This is a genomic window from Azospirillum sp. P4_B5, assembly GCF_056402275.1.
Genome location: NZ_JBFUHT010000003.1, coordinates 129,310 through 142,627 on the forward strand (window position 1 = coordinate 129,310; position 13,318 = coordinate 142,627).

Consider the following 13,318-nt stretch of genomic DNA (forward strand, 5'->3'; position numbering starts at 1 on the left):
TCGGATGCCGGGCGGCCCGTCGCCGCCCGGCGTTTCCCCGTCAGTGGGACATCAGCACCGGCACGTCCAGATTCGCCAGAACCGTTCGGGTGGCGCCGCCGAGGACCATCTCGCGCAGGCGGGAATGGCCGTAGGACCCCATCACCAGAAGATCGCCGCCCAACTCGCGGCAAGAGCTGATCAGGACGTCCCCGACGTCGCCTCCCTGAAAGATGGTCGCCTGATGCTGGCTGCGCACGCCGTGGCGCTCCAGCCAGATCATCAGGTCGCGCCCGCTGTCCAGCCTGTGGCCCGGCGGGTCGATGGTGACCACGGTGACCCTCTCCGCCTCCTTCAGAAACGGCAGGGCGTTGCGCACGGCGCGCCCTGCCTCCCGCGTGTTCTTCCACGCCACCACCACATGGCGCCCGATCGCCGTGGCGAGCGGAGCGGCGTAGGGCAGAACCAACGTGGGGCAGGGGCTGGTCAGCGGCAGCCGGTCCGGCACCTGGAGTGCCACCCGGTCGCCGCGCTCGTCGTCGTGGCTCTGTGTCACCACGGCCAGATCGGCGTAGACAGCGCGGGCGGCCAGCAGCTCCACATGGTCGCCCTCCTCGATCGTCCAGGAGTAGGAGCAGTCCTTGAGCGTCTGCCGCACCTCCTGCTCGATCTGCTCGGCCTTCTCGTGGGCAATGGCCGTGGCCTCCGCGATGTAGGCGTAGGAGGCCGCGCGTCCGGTCACCGCGGCGGGCATGGACACCGGCGTGGCGACGAACAGCACCTCGACGAAGGCGGAGAAGCGCTTGGCGAGGATGGCAGCCGCCTCCAGCCGCTGGGAATGGCGCTCGTCGTTCGACATGTGCAGCAGGATCGTCTTGATCGGCATGGTCTCGCTCGCAGGTTTCGAACCGGATGACCGGCACTCCATAGGTAATGTTTGTTGAGCCAATCTGGCAACGACCCGGCTAGCGGCTGGCGACGCCTGTGCGTCCGCCCACGCCGTGTCCGGGAGGAAGGCCGGAGATTTCCAGAAGCAGCTTGCTCAAAATGGCGTCGGCGAAGGCTTCGAAGCTGACGGCGGGCACCAGGAAGGCGCCCGGCCCACCGATCACATGCTCCTCGTAATAGCCGTCGAGATTCGTCGGCGCCGCCCCGCCCCAGGGATTGGGCCGGTCGTTGAGGATCGGCAGGCCGTTGATGGTGATCCCGGCGGCGACCGCCTCGTCGCGCGCCCACTGCACCGGGCGCCCGCGGTTGTTGACCCCGTCGCCCGACACGTCGATCACCCGCCGCGCCCCTTCGAACCCGTTGTCGTTGAACAGGCGGACGCTGAAGTCGATGGCCGCGCTGATCGAGGTCCACTGCGCGCTGAGATAGGGAGATTCGGCGACGGAGGAGGCGAAGGCTTCAACGCTGCCGTGGTCGCTCAGCAGGGTCCAGGGCACGGTGATGCGCTGGAAGCTGTCCCCGGCCCATTCGACATAGGTGACGGCGATGCGCCCATAGGGGCCGCCACGGATGGCCGCCTGGACCTTCGCGTCGGTGAGGGCGGCGACGTAACCTTCCCGCTGGAGGCGGCCTTCCTCCGCGTCCACGCTGCCGGACACGTCCACGGCAAGCACCAATTCCAGATCGACCGGCGTGTCGGCCTGGGCCGGCGCGCCCGCTCCGCCGACGACAAGAACCGCGGCGGCCATCCCCGCCAGACGCCACGCACCGTCCATGCCGTGCCTCCCCCCGCGGATGTCCCAGACCCCAAGGGCCAAGCCCCCTCAAGAAAAGAGATCGCCACGGGGCCACGACAAGGGGCCTTGTGCACAAGACGTTGACGGACGGTTGTCGCCGCTCCACCTCTCCACCCCATGCCGACCGATTCTCCGAACGAATTTCCCGCCCGCCCTCTGTTCCTGGGCAGCGAGATCTACCGGGGCTCCAGCTATGGAGCGAAGCACCCGCTGGCCATTCCGCGGGTGTCCACCGCCATCGACCTCAGCCGTGCCATGGGATGGCTGCCCGACGCGGTCTACCGCGACAGCCCACTGGCGTCGCCGCAGGAACTGGGCCGGTTCCACACCCCGGATTACATCGCCGCCCTCCACCGCGCAGAGGCGGATCAGCGGGTGGATGCCGAAACGGGGGAGCGCTACAACCTCGGCCGGATGGAGAATCCGGTCTTTCCGGAGATGTTCCGCCGTCCCGCCATCAGCACCGGTGCCGCCGTCCTGGCCGGGCGCCTGCTGGCGGAGGCGCCCGCCGGCATCGTCTACAGCCCGGCCAGCGGCACCCATCACGCCCGTCCGGGGCGGGCCAGCGGCTTCTGCTACCTCAACGCTCCGGTGCTGGGCATTCTGGCTCTGCTCGATTCCGGAATCGAACGGGTGCTTTATGTGGACCTCGACGCCCACCACGGCGATGGGGTTGAGGACGCCTTCGCCGACGACGATCGTGTGCTGACCCTGTCGGTCCATGAGGACGGGCGCTGGCCCTTCACCGGCAAGGCGGAGGATCGGCCCGGCGCTCTGGCTTTCAATCTGCCGGTCCCGCCGGCGTTCAACGACACGGAGATGGATTACCTTCTGGAGACGGTGATCCTGCCAATGGGACAGGCGTTCCGCCCCCAGGCGCTGGTCATTCAGACCGGGGCCGACGCGCTCGCCGAAGACCCGCTGAGCCGGCTGGAGCTGTCGAACGGCGCGCTGTGGCGGGCGGTGAGGGCGTTGATGGGGCTGGCACCGCGCCTGATGGTGGTTGGGGGCGGGGGCTACAATCCCTGGTCCGTCGGACGCTGCTGGGCCGGGATCTGGGCAGTGCTGAACGGCATCGACCCGGCGGTGCCGCCGACGCCGGAGGCCGAGGGCGTGCTGCGGGCGCTGTCCTGGTCGCGCGCCGCCGGGCGCAATCCGCCGGCGCATTGGTTCACCACCCTGGCCGACGCGCCGCGTCCCGGTCCGCTGCGCGACGAGGTGCGTCGCGTTGCCGCTGCGGCAATCACGAAGATGGTCCGCACTGGATAATCTTTGGAAAGTTTTTCATTCACGTATGTCACGCAGTTGACGTATTGGGACGAATCGGACAGCCTGATTCGCGCGAATCGCGCTGTCCGCTGGTCATTTCGATGAATCACGCCATGCCGGAAACCGGGAGCCGGAGAGGGAGAGGGGCAGGCCGCCGATGTCCAACACCACCTTGCTCCTGCTGACCATCGCCGCGATGATGCTGGCCGCGGTGCCGGTCGCCATGATGCTGAAGCGTTTCCTGCCCGACTTTCTTCATCGCTCCGCAGGCATCGACCAGCTTGAGAACCGCATCTACGTCCTGCATTCGGAAATCCATGAGCTTCAGGACCGGGTGAACGGCAAGGTGCAGCGGCGCAACCAAGCGTCCGCCGAGAAGCACCGCGCCGAAACCGAAAACCGCAAGATGGAGCGGGCAATCGCGGAAATCGCCCTCCAGCCACCCGTGTTCGTGCACGAGGTGGGCGACCCTCAGGCCGGCCTGTCGAAGTTCATGGTGAACGTCGCCCAGGAGAAGGCCTCTTCCGGTGGCGACAAGTCCCAAGTCAACCCGATCTGGCGCTGCGCCAACGTGGCGGAGGTCTGGGCGTCCAACGCGGAGGAGGCCAAGCAACTCGTCGAGGTGGCGTTCCCCTTCAAGATGGGCTTCACCAAGACGTTTCAGAAGACGCAGGGGCGCCTCAACCCCGCCCGCATCAAGGCGCCCTCCTCATGATGATCAACTTCCTCATCATCCTGGGGATCATCGCCATCGGGGCGTGGCTGGGCAATGTGCTGCTTGCGGTCGATTCGCAGGTTGCGCAGAGCCGCAGCCGGATGCGCGCCGCCAAGGATTCCATCGGCAAGCTGGAAGCGACGATCCGCCGGCTCCATCGCGAGGAGGAGAGCCTCGTCAAGGAGATCGACGAGTGCATGGCCGACACCGTCGAGGCTCGGCGCAAGCAGTCGGACATCCAGCGACGCCTGTCCGAGGCGCAGACCAAACAGCGGCCCCAACTCCTGATCCTGACCGACCGGCGCAATCCGAACGACAGGGAATGGCTGGTGACCGTCGTCAACACCCAGATCGGCGAGATCGACGCCTTGCACCCGCTTGCCGTCGAATGGGCGCGCGGCCGCGACTATCTGGTCTGGGCCGAGAGCGACCGGGAAGCCGGGGAGCGGGCCATCCGCCGCTTCAGCGCTCGCCCCGGCTACCAGATCAAGCAGGTCAAGCCGCTGACCAAAGACATTTACACCACCGCCACCGACCGGACGGCGGCGTGACGCCGTCGAAGAGGCCGCTGGACAGCCGCACATCGCGGCGGCATCGTCCAAGCTCTGAACGTCAAGGAATGGGTTGGTCGCGATGATCGGACGGGCTGTGCGTGGCCTTTTGGGCGGGCTTCTGATGGGGGCCGCGATTCTGCTGTCGGCCTTGCCGGCGGCGGCGTTGGAGAGCTTCGCGCGCTCCTCCCTGACCGTCGAGACGGCGGGCGGCGGCAAGTACCGCTTCGACGTGGAACTGGCGGAAACCCCGGTGCAGCAGGCGCAGGGGCTGATGTTCCGCGAGAAGATGGCCGCCGACTCCGGCATGCTGTTCATCTACGACCGCCCGCAGCCGGCCAGCTTCTGGATGAAGAACACCCTGATCCCGCTCGACATGATCTTCATCGGCACGAACGGCCGGATCGTGAACATCCACGCCAACGCCGTGCCGCAATCGCTGGACGCGGTGAACTCGGCCGGTCCGGTGAAGGGCATTCTGGAGATCAACGGCGGCATGAGCGCGCGTCTGGGGATCCGTCCGGGCGATCGGGTGGCGCACGCGGCGTTCGGCACCGCGAAGTGACGGCGCCGCGGCGCTAACGAGCCTCATCGGGCAACCCGAAGGTGGTCAGGACGAGCCGGGCGGCCTCCTCAGGGGGCGTGGCGGCGCCGCTCACCACGATGCAGGCGCGCGGGTGCAGCCACATCCGCAAGGCGCGCCGCACCCCACCGACGGACGGCGGCTGTTCCTCCAGCACCGCCGCGGGCGTGCCCTGCCGCGCCAGCCGGACGGCGCCAAGGGCGACGAGTCCGGCGTCCCCTCCCACCCCGATCAGGCCGGCCGGCCGCCGCTCCGCGACGATACGCGCGAGCGCGAGGACGGAAGTGCCGGTGTGGCGCTTGGCGAGGTCGATCTGGCCGATGCCCGGGTGCAGCGCCGCCCGCAACAATCCTCCCCCCATCGGGGCCATGACGTCGAGCCCATATCCCCGCCGCAGCAGGGCATCGGCCAGAGCCACAGCGGCGCGTCCGGCCGGGGTGTCGTCCAGCCCGGACACGAAGACGGCGAGGCGGGGCGGGGGCGAGGAGGTGGCGTTCACGGAGGGAGCAATCGGCGCGGTCGAAAGGGGCGGCATCATACGGAAGGTCCACCCTGCGGGATAGATGCGGCAGCGTCTTGCCGTCCGCTCAGGGTTCGTGTATTCCACTGCGCGACGTCGGGGCGTAGCGCAGTCTGGTCAGCGCGCCAGTTTTGGGTACTGGAGGCCCCCGGTTCGAATCCGGGCGCCCCGACCAACGAAATTCGAACGATGCACCACGCACGTATCAGAGGAGATGCCGCGTCATGAAGGTCCGGATCTACCAGCCGAGCAAAGCGGCCACTCAGTCCGGGCGTGCCAAGACGCATCGTTGGTTGCTCGAATACGAGATCGAAACCCCGCGCCGTCCGGAGCCGCTGATGGGCTGGATCAGCTCCGGCGACACGCTGAACCAAGTGCGCATCGGTTTCGAGACGTCGGAGGAGGCGGTCGCCTTCGCCCAGCGCAAGGGCTGGGACTATACGGTCCAGGATGCGCCGGTGCGCCGCGTTCGTCCGCGCAACTACGCCGACAACTTCCGTATGGACCGTCCGCGATTCTGATCCGGACCGGGGCCCCATAGCTCAGTTGGATAGAGCAATCGCCTTCTAAGCGATAGGTCGCAGGTTCGAATCCTGCTGGGGTCGCCACCTTTCTCCGCAGCACCATTCCTCCATCACCATCGTGGGCCGTCCGCTGGTCATCATCAGCGGACCCTCTGTCGATTTCTAAAAACGGTCAACATAGTTATCCCCATATCCCCATTGCCGTAGGCCAAGGCGATGCGAAGCCTATGGTTGCGGTGTAACGCTGACGATGTGCAGTGTATCCAATGATTTCGCTTCGTGATGACCGGGCCCAATTTGGGGGCATAGGGGCAAGTTGACGCCACTCCAATAGGCTTGAAGACTCATCCACAAAGTTATCCACAGAAAATGGGGATAACTCGAAAGCGCCTGCGTGAGCAGAGGCTAAGGCGTTCTCATGCGCCACCGCCGTAACCATCTACCGCAAGGAACGGTCTCCGTGCCGGTGGCGTTTTACGGGGCGCTTGATCAATCCCACGCCGTTCGGTGTCAGTAAGAGGTGATGTCTTGGTGGGTTGGGTCGTCAGAACGCTTCTGCTGTGCTTCGTGGTCGGGTTGGTTCTGTCCTTTCTGGACATCAATCCGGCCAGCATCCTGACCAACAGTTGGGCCACCATCCAGGACATCGCCCGGCTCGCCGCGGACATGTTCCATTGGGCGCTGCCCTATATCCTGATCGGAGCGGTGATCGTCGTCCCGCTGTCCGTGATCGGAGCCGTCATGCGCTGGACCCGTACGCGCCACCGTCCTTGACGCCGCCCAATGCCCACCACCCGCACAAGAAAAAACCGGAGATCCAGTGGATCTCCGGCTAAGTGAATACAGGGAGGGTTAGAGACAAGGACTGTTTAACTGTTCGGGCGACCTGCTTCGTTGATCTGCATCAATCTGCGATAATTTTATCGATGCGCTGCAACCGGACAGGCTTTGACTTTGGGCAAAAAAATAGCCGAGGGTTCCATTGGAACCCCCGGCATAGGCGAATACAGGGAGGGTTAGAGACAAGAGCTTTCTACCTCTTCCCGCCCCAAGCTACGTTGACATAGATCAAACACTTTTCGCATTGCAGCGAAGGTTTAGCGTCTTACTTATGCGTGTGTCCGTAGAGAACCGAAGGGTCGGTCTCGACATCCTGGATAATTTCGAGTTTCCCATCACGCAGCGCGCGGTAGAAGCAACTGCGGCGTCCGGTGTGGCAGGCCACGCCGTCCTGCTCCACGATCACCAGCAGGGTGTCGCCGTCGCAATCGACGCGGAAATCCTTCAGCCTCTGCATCTGTCCGGAGGTTTCGCCCTTGCGCCACAATCCCTTGCGGGACCGCGACCAGTAGCAGACGCGGCCGGTGCGCAGCGTTTCCAGCACGGCCTCGCGGTTCATCCAGGCCATCATCAGGATCTCGCCGGTTCCCTCCGCCTGTGCGATGGCCGGGACCAGCCCGTCGGCGTTGAAGGAGATGGCGGCGATCACGTCCTCGAATGAGGGTTCAAATGCAGGCTCGAACGCGGTGGCGTCCGTCATGATGTCCAATCCTCGTGTTGTGCGCCGCGTGTCCGGACCCGCCCGTTACAGGGCGGCCCTCAGGCGGGTGAAGGCGCCGTCCAGGTCGCGGATGAGATCGTCCACGTCCTCCAGCCCGGCGTGCAGGCGCAGGACGGTGCCGGGATCGGTCCAGCGGGTCGCCGTGCGGACGGCGGCAGGACGCGCCGGCAGGATCAGGCTCTCGAACCCGCCCCAACTGTACCCCAGCCCGAACAGCTCCAGGGAATTCAGCATGGCCGACAGAGCCGGCTTCGGCACCGCGTTCATGACGATGGAGAACAGACCGGAGGAGCGTCCGATGTCGCGCTTCCACAGCTCATGGCCCGGGCACTCGGGGAAGGCCGGATGCAGGATGCGCGTGACCTCGGGCTGCTTCGACAGCCAACCGGCCAGCGCGAGCGCGCTTGCCTCGTGCTGCTTCAGGCGGACGGAGAGGGTGCGCAGGCCGCGCAGACCCAGATAGATGTCGTCCGGTCCGGCGCAGGTGCCCGTCCGCGTCGCGGCCTTCTTCACCGCCAGCCAGTGCGCCTCGTTGGCGCAGGAAATCACGCCCAGCATCGCGTCGGCATGCCCGACGATGTATTTGGTGGCCGAGTGGATCGAAACATCCACCCCGTGCCGCAGCGGCTGGAAGAAGAGGGGGGTGGCCCAGGTGTTGTCGATCATCACCGTGGCGCCCACCGTCTTGGCTGCTGCGGCGATCGCCGGGACGTCCTGCACCTCGAAGGTCAGGGAGCCCGGCGATTCGAGGAACACGACACTGGTGTTCGGCTTCAGCAGGGCGGTGATCCCGGCGCCGATGGTGGGATCGAAATACTCGACTTCCACGCCGTAGGGCGCCAGCGTGTCGTTGGCGAATCGGCGGGTCGGGGCATAGGCGCTGTCGGTGATCAGCACATGGTCGCCCGCCTTGCTGAAGGCGAAAAAGGCCGTGGCGATAGCGTTCAAGCCCGAGCCGGTGTTGACCGCGCGATAGGCGCCCTCGAGTTCCGCCACCGCCTGTTCGAAGGCCAGCGTGGTCGGAGTCCCGACGCGCCCGTAGTTGATGCTGTCGAAGGGGGTGCGGTCGCTCGCCTCCAACTCCTCCAGCGTCGGGAACAGCACCGTCGAGCAATGGTAGACCGGCGGATTCACGATTCCGTGATTCTCGCGCGGGCTGCGCCCGGCGTGCCCGAGGATCGTATCTTTTCGTGCGTCGTTCATGGGTCTTCCCGCAACAACAGTGATGGCGCCCGTATCCCGACATTCCAAGATGGACCCGGCCACCAAAGATTTCTTTTCCCAAAGCCTCTGTAAGGGATAACCAAGCCAAATGCACGGCTTAAGGATGATTCGACAAGCCGGATGCGGTTGGTGCACTCTTGTCACACGCGCGTGTCCGCCATGCGGGGCGCGCAATGCATGAACCTAAGCGTAAAAACGCAAGAACAGGGTGGAGCTTAATATGAAATCGGGAATCCTCGCCGCTGCTGCCGCGGCCGTGGTGTTCGGTGCCGTCACCGGCGCCCAGGCCGGTCCGACGCTGGACGCCGTCAAGGGCCGCGGCTTCGTCCAGTGCGGCGTGAACGCCGGCCTTCCGGGCTTCGGCAACCCCGACAGCTCGGGCAACTGGACCGGTCTCGATGTCGATTACTGCCGCGCGGTCGCGGTTGCGCTGTTCAACGACCCGAACAAGGTCAAGTTCACCCCGCTGTCGGCCCAGCAACGCTTCCCGGCCATCCAGTCCGGCGAAGTCGATCTGCTGTCGCGCAACACCACCGTCACGCTGACCCGCGACACCTCGGTCGGCCTGAACTTCGCCCCGGTCACCTATTATGACGGCCAGGGCTTCATGGTGAACAAGAAGCTCGGCGTGAAGAGCGCCAAGGAACTGAACGGCGCCACCGTCTGCGTCCAGGCCGGCACCACGACCGAACTGAACCTTGCGGACTATTTCCGCACCAACAACATGTCCTACAACCCGGTCGTCATCGAGTCGAACGACGAGGTGAACGCCGCCTACTTCGCCGGCCGCTGCGACGTGCTGACGACGGACGCCTCCGGTCTGGCCGGCACCCGCGCCGGCGTGGCGCCGGTTCCGGACGACCACGTCATCCTCCCGGAGATCATCTCCAAAGAGCCGCTGGCCCCCGCCGTCCGCCACGGTGACGACCAGTGGTTCGATGTGGTGAAGTGGACCGTCTACGCCACCATCCAGGCCGAAGAGATGGGCATCACGTCCAAGAACGTCGACGAGTTCGTGAACAGCAAGAACCCGGAGATCCAGCGCATCCTCGGCACCTCGCCGGGCATGGGCAAGGCGCTGGGCCTGGACGAGAAGTGGGCCTACAACGTGATCAAGACCATGGGCAACTATGGTGAGATCTTCGAGCGCAACGTCGGCATGAAGACCCCGCTGAAGCTGGAGCGCGGCCTGAACGCGCTGTGGACCAACGGCGGTCTGCAGTACGCGATGCCGATCCGCTAAGGACGGAAAGGGGGACCGCGGACCACAGGGAGGCCCGCGGTCCTTCCTTTTTTGACGACGGGCGGGGCGGCCGCAGGGCGACAAGAATCAATGCCCGTGCCGCAGGCCCGTTTGGGAGACGATATACGTGGCGCAAGTTGCGGCGGACGTTCGGGAGGCGGCCGACGCCCTTACGCCATGCTGGTGAGGGGAGAGAACCGTGGCCAGCGAGACCCGGGACACCGCGCGCCCAAGCGCGCCTGGCGGTGTTTCATTTTCCCTCAGCGACCCGACGGTCCGTGCCGTGTTCTACCAGGTTCTGGTGGTCGGCATCGTCATCGCGGTCGGCTGGTTCCTTATTCACAACACGCTCGACAACCTGTCGAAGCGGTCCATCGCGACGGGATTCGGATTCCTGGACCGCGAGGCCTCCTTCGGCATCGGTGAGAGCCTGATCGACTATCATCCGCGGGACAGCTACGGCCGGGCCTTCCTGGTCGGCGTGCTGAACACGCTGAAGGTGTCGATCATCGGCGTCGTCCTGGCGACCGTGCTGGGCACGCTGATCGGCGTCGCCCGCCTGTCCAGCAACTGGCTGATCGCCAAGCTGGCCTCCACCTATGTGGAGATCGTCCGCAACATCCCGCCGCTGCTCCAACTCTTCTTCTGGTACGCGCTGGTTTCGGAAAGCATGCCGCCGGTGCGGCAGGCGCTGAACCCGATTCCCGGCGTGTTCCTGTCGCAGCGCGGGCTGTTCGTGCCGGTGCCCTCCGCCGACCCGGTGTGGGGCACGATGGGCTTCGCGCTCGCCATCGCGGTGATCGCCGTGATCTTCCTGCGGCGCTGGGCCAAGGGCCGGCAGGAGCGGACGGGGCAGCCCTTCCCGATCGGATCGGCGACCCTGGGTCTGCTGATCGGCCTGCCGCTGATCGCCTACATCGCCGGCGGCGCGCCGACGGCGCTGGACGTGCCGAAGCTGCAGGGCTTCAACTTCGTCGGCGGCGTGGTCCTCACCCCGGAGTTCTTCGCGATCCTGGTCGGGCTGGTCGTCTACACCGCCGCCTTCATCGCCGAGGTGGTGCGCAGCGGCATCCTGGCGGTCAACTGGGGCCAGACGGAAGCCGCAAGGGCGCTCGGCATCGACAGCGGCAAGACGCTGCGGCTCGTCGTTCTGCCGCAGGCCCTGCGGGTGATCGTGCCGCCGCTGACCAGCCAGTATCTGAACCTGACCAAGAACAGCTCCCTGGCGCTCGCCATCGGCTACCCGGATCTGGTGTCGATCGCCAACACGACGCTGAACCAGACCGGTCAGGCGATCGAGGGCGTGGCGATGATCATGGGCACCTATCTGGTCATCAGCCTGGGCATCTCGATCTTCATGAACTGGTACAACAAGCGCATCGCGCTGGTGGAGCGCTGACGGCCATGACAGACAACGTCCATACCGGCAACGTCCATTCCGGAAGCATCCCCGACGAGCGTCCGCCGTCCAACACCGTCGGCCCCGTGGCGTGGCTGCGTAACAACCTGTTCAACACCTGGTACAACGCGCTTCTGACCATCCTGATCGCCTGGCTGCTGTTCAAGGCGATCCCGCCGCTTCTCGACTGGCTGATCTTCAGCGCCAACAGCTTCGGCACGCCGCCCCAGGTGTGCCGGCAGGAGGGCGGCGCCTGCTGGACCTTCGTCAGCGAGAAGCTGCGCTTCGTCATGTTCGGCACCTTCCCGTACGAGGAGCAGTGGCGGCCGCTGATCACCATCGTGATCATCATCGCGCTGGTGCTGGCGAGCTGCGACCGCCGCTTCTGGAAGCCCTGGCTTGCCCTCGTCTGGATCGCCGGCCTCACCGCGGTGGGCGTGCTGATGTGGGGCGGCGTGCTCGGCCTGACCTATGTCGAGAACACGCTGTGGGGCGGCCTGCCGCTGACGCTGATGCTCTCGGTGGTCGGCCTGTCCGTGGCCTTCCCGGCGTCGGTCCTGCTGGCGCTCGGCCGGCGCTCGCAGCTTCCGGCCATCCGCGTGATTTCGGTGACCTACATCGAGCTGATCCGCGGCGTGCCGCTGATCAGCCTGCTGTTCATGGCCTCGGTGATGTTCCCGCTGTTCCTGCCGACCGGCGTGAATTTCGACAAGCTGCTGCGTGCCCAGATCGCCTTCATCATGTTCGCCGCCGCCTACATGGCGGAAGCGATCCGCGGCGGTCTTCAGGCCATTCCGAAGGGCCAGTACGAGGCGGCGGACGCGCTCGGCCTGAACTATTGGCAGGCGATGGGCAAAATCATCCTGCCGCAGGCGCTCGCCATCTCCATCCCGCCGCTGGTGAACACCTTCATCAGCTTCTTCAAGGACACGTCGCTGGTCATCATCATCGGCCTCTACGACCTGCTGGGCACCGCCAAGGCGGCGCTGTCCGACCCGGCATGGCGCGGCTTCTACCGTGAGGCCTACCTGTTCATCGGCGTGATCTACTGGGTGTTCTGCTACTCGATGTCCAAATACAGCCAAAAGCTCGAGCGCGACCTGCATCGCGGTCACCGTCGCTGAGGGAAGGGGAAAAGAGATGACCATGGCCCAAACCGCCGGCGCCGCGCGCAGCTTCCCCCAGGGGGAGCCGATCATCCAGTGCCAGGGCGTGCACAAGTGGTACGGCGAGTTCCACGTCCTGAAGAACATCGACCTGTCGGTCGCCAAGGGGGAGCGGATCGTGATCTGCGGCCCGTCGGGCTCCGGCAAGTCGACCATGATCCGCTGCCTGAACCGGCTTGAGGAGCACCAGAAGGGCTCCATCGTCGTCGATGGCATCGAGCTGACCGGCAACCTGAAGAACATCGAGCTGGTCCGCCGCGAAGTCGGCATGGTGTTCCAGCACTTCAACCTGTTCCCGCACCTGACCGTGCTGGAGAACTGCACGCTCGCTCCCATCTGGGTCCGCAAGAAGCCGAAGGCCGAGGCGGAGGAGATGGCGATGCGCTACCTGAAGCGGGTGCGCATCGCGGAGCAGGCGCACAAGTATCCCGGCCAACTCTCCGGCGGGCAGCAGCAGCGCGTAGCCATCGCCCGCTCGCTGTGCATGAGCCCGAAGGTCATGCTGTTCGACGAGCCGACCTCCGCGCTGGACCCCGAGATGGTGAAGGAAGTGCTGGACGTCATGATCGGTCTGGCCGAGGACGGCATGACCATGCTCTGCGTGACGCACGAGATGGGCTTCGCCAAGTCGGTCGCCGACCGCGTCATCTTCATGGACCGCGGCGAGATCGTCGAGCAGAACACGCCCAACGAGTTCTTCAACAGCCCGCAGTCGGAGCGGACGAAGCTGTTCCTCAGCCAGATCCTGAACCACTGATACCCGCCGACCGCGCCGGAATGGCTTGTTCCGGCGCGGTAAACCAGCGCAACCCGCAACGAACGCTGGCGGGTTGTGCCGG

At 65.7% G+C, this 13,318-nt stretch carries 15 protein-coding genes and 2 tRNA genes; 12 read left to right on the top strand and 5 right to left on the bottom strand.

What is annotated here, in order from left to right:
• Positions 1-40 precede the first annotated feature (40 nt).
• Positions 41-865: a universal stress protein gene (locus AC1DVI_RS03305; RefSeq protein WP_476956741.1), complete on the bottom strand. Its 825-nt coding sequence runs from the start codon at positions 863-865 to the stop codon at positions 41-43.
• A 79-nt stretch (positions 866-944) separates the two neighbouring features.
• Positions 945-1,703, bottom strand: coding sequence for a DUF1194 domain-containing protein (locus tag AC1DVI_RS03310; protein WP_476956742.1), 759 nt, complete (start codon positions 1,701-1,703; stop codon positions 945-947).
• A gap of 138 nt (positions 1,704-1,841) precedes the next feature.
• Here AC1DVI_RS03310 and AC1DVI_RS03315 point away from each other — a divergent pair, with 138 nt between their 5' ends.
• The 4 genes from AC1DVI_RS03315 (at position 1,842) to AC1DVI_RS03330 (ending at position 4,824) form a co-directional block, all read left to right on the top strand.
• Complete coding sequence (locus AC1DVI_RS03315) at positions 1,842-2,993, top strand: acetoin utilization protein AcuC (RefSeq protein ID WP_476956743.1); 1,152 nt, start codon at positions 1,842-1,844, stop codon at positions 2,991-2,993.
• Between the two features lie 157 nt (positions 2,994-3,150).
• Positions 3,151-3,708, top strand: coding sequence for a hypothetical protein (locus tag AC1DVI_RS03320; protein ID WP_476956744.1), 558 nt, complete (start codon positions 3,151-3,153; stop codon positions 3,706-3,708).
• Entirely contained in the window at positions 3,705-4,259 is a 555-nt protein-coding gene (locus AC1DVI_RS03325) for a hypothetical protein (protein WP_476956745.1), read from the top strand. Before AC1DVI_RS03320 ends, AC1DVI_RS03325 begins: the two co-directional genes overlap by 4 nt.
• Positions 4,260-4,341: 82 nt before the next feature.
• The gene (locus tag AC1DVI_RS03330; protein WP_476956746.1) at positions 4,342-4,824 is read left to right on the top strand and encodes a DUF192 domain-containing protein; all 483 of its coding nucleotides are present in this window, start codon (positions 4,342-4,344) and stop codon (positions 4,822-4,824) included.
• A gap of 13 nt (positions 4,825-4,837) precedes the next feature.
• Here AC1DVI_RS03330 and AC1DVI_RS03335 read toward each other — a convergent pair whose 3' ends face one another.
• Entirely contained in the window at positions 4,838-5,341 is a 504-nt protein-coding gene (locus tag AC1DVI_RS03335) for a hypothetical protein (RefSeq protein WP_476956747.1), read from the bottom strand.
• Positions 5,342-5,459: 118 nt separating this feature from the next.
• Between AC1DVI_RS03335 and AC1DVI_RS03340 the strand changes: the two genes are divergently transcribed.
• From AC1DVI_RS03340 to AC1DVI_RS03355, 4 genes are all read left to right on the top strand, one after another.
• Positions 5,460-5,537 (top strand) — tRNA-Pro (locus tag AC1DVI_RS03340).
• A 49-nt stretch (positions 5,538-5,586) separates the two neighbouring features.
• Positions 5,587-5,883, top strand: a complete 297-nt coding sequence (locus AC1DVI_RS03345) for an ETC complex I subunit (RefSeq protein WP_014240426.1) — start codon at positions 5,587-5,589, stop codon at positions 5,881-5,883.
• Positions 5,884-5,893: 10 nt separating this feature from the next.
• Positions 5,894-5,970, top strand: a tRNA-Arg gene (locus tag AC1DVI_RS03350).
• Between the two features lie 447 nt (positions 5,971-6,417).
• Entirely contained in the window at positions 6,418-6,660 is a 243-nt protein-coding gene (locus AC1DVI_RS03355; protein ID WP_236778071.1) for a DUF6460 domain-containing protein, read from the top strand.
• Positions 6,661-6,991: 331 nt separating this feature from the next.
• Here the strand turns inward: AC1DVI_RS03355 and hisI are convergent, their stop codons facing one another.
• Together hisI and metC are read right to left on the bottom strand one after the other, a co-directional pair.
• Positions 6,992-7,426 (bottom strand): phosphoribosyl-AMP cyclohydrolase, encoded by a 435-nt coding sequence (gene hisI, locus AC1DVI_RS03360; RefSeq protein ID WP_476956748.1) that lies wholly within the window; start codon positions 7,424-7,426, stop codon positions 6,992-6,994.
• Between the two features lie 45 nt (positions 7,427-7,471).
• Positions 7,472-8,650: a cystathionine beta-lyase gene (gene metC / locus AC1DVI_RS03365; protein ID WP_476956749.1), complete on the bottom strand. Its 1,179-nt coding sequence runs from the start codon at positions 8,648-8,650 to the stop codon at positions 7,472-7,474.
• A gap of 241 nt (positions 8,651-8,891) precedes the next feature.
• On the opposite strand from metC, the gene AC1DVI_RS03370 reads away from it, so the two are divergent.
• From AC1DVI_RS03370 to AC1DVI_RS03385, 4 genes are all read left to right on the top strand, one after another.
• Complete coding sequence (locus tag AC1DVI_RS03370; RefSeq protein ID WP_149165851.1) at positions 8,892-9,914, top strand: amino acid ABC transporter substrate-binding protein; 1,023 nt, start codon at positions 8,892-8,894, stop codon at positions 9,912-9,914.
• 199 nt (positions 9,915-10,113) lie between these two features.
• Complete coding sequence (locus tag AC1DVI_RS03375) at positions 10,114-11,313, top strand: amino acid ABC transporter permease (RefSeq protein WP_476956750.1); 1,200 nt, start codon at positions 10,114-10,116, stop codon at positions 11,311-11,313.
• A gap of 5 nt (positions 11,314-11,318) precedes the next feature.
• The gene (locus tag AC1DVI_RS03380; RefSeq protein WP_476956751.1) at positions 11,319-12,437 is read left to right on the top strand and encodes an amino acid ABC transporter permease; all 1,119 of its coding nucleotides are present in this window, start codon (positions 11,319-11,321) and stop codon (positions 12,435-12,437) included.
• Between the two features lie 22 nt (positions 12,438-12,459).
• Positions 12,460-13,236: an amino acid ABC transporter ATP-binding protein gene (locus AC1DVI_RS03385; RefSeq protein WP_476956752.1), complete on the top strand. Its 777-nt coding sequence runs from the start codon at positions 12,460-12,462 to the stop codon at positions 13,234-13,236.
• The last annotated feature ends 82 nt before the right edge of the window (positions 13,237-13,318 follow it).

Coding starts and splice junctions, on each gene's coding strand:
- AC1DVI_RS03305 (WP_476956741.1), bottom strand. CDS start 865: ATGCCGATCAAGACGATCCTGCTGCACATGTCGAACGACGAGCGCCAT.
- AC1DVI_RS03310 (WP_476956742.1), bottom strand. CDS start 1,703: ATGGACGGTGCGTGGCGTCTGGCGGGGATGGCCGCCGCGGTTCTTGTC.
- AC1DVI_RS03315 (WP_476956743.1), top strand. CDS start 1,842: ATGCCGACCGATTCTCCGAACGAATTTCCCGCCCGCCCTCTGTTCCTG.
- AC1DVI_RS03320 (WP_476956744.1), top strand. CDS start 3,151: ATGTCCAACACCACCTTGCTCCTGCTGACCATCGCCGCGATGATGCTG.
- AC1DVI_RS03325 (WP_476956745.1), top strand. CDS start 3,705: ATGATGATCAACTTCCTCATCATCCTGGGGATCATCGCCATCGGGGCG.
- AC1DVI_RS03330 (WP_476956746.1), top strand. CDS start 4,342: ATGATCGGACGGGCTGTGCGTGGCCTTTTGGGCGGGCTTCTGATGGGG.
- AC1DVI_RS03345 (WP_014240426.1), top strand. CDS start 5,587: ATGAAGGTCCGGATCTACCAGCCGAGCAAAGCGGCCACTCAGTCCGGG.
- hisI (WP_476956748.1), bottom strand. CDS start 7,426: ATGACGGACGCCACCGCGTTCGAGCCTGCATTTGAACCCTCATTCGAG.
- metC (WP_476956749.1), bottom strand. CDS start 8,650: ATGAACGACGCACGAAAAGATACGATCCTCGGGCACGCCGGGCGCAGC.
- AC1DVI_RS03370 (WP_149165851.1), top strand. CDS start 8,892: ATGAAATCGGGAATCCTCGCCGCTGCTGCCGCGGCCGTGGTGTTCGGT.
- AC1DVI_RS03380 (WP_476956751.1), top strand. CDS start 11,319: ATGACAGACAACGTCCATACCGGCAACGTCCATTCCGGAAGCATCCCC.
- AC1DVI_RS03385 (WP_476956752.1), top strand. CDS start 12,460: ATGGCCCAAACCGCCGGCGCCGCGCGCAGCTTCCCCCAGGGGGAGCCG.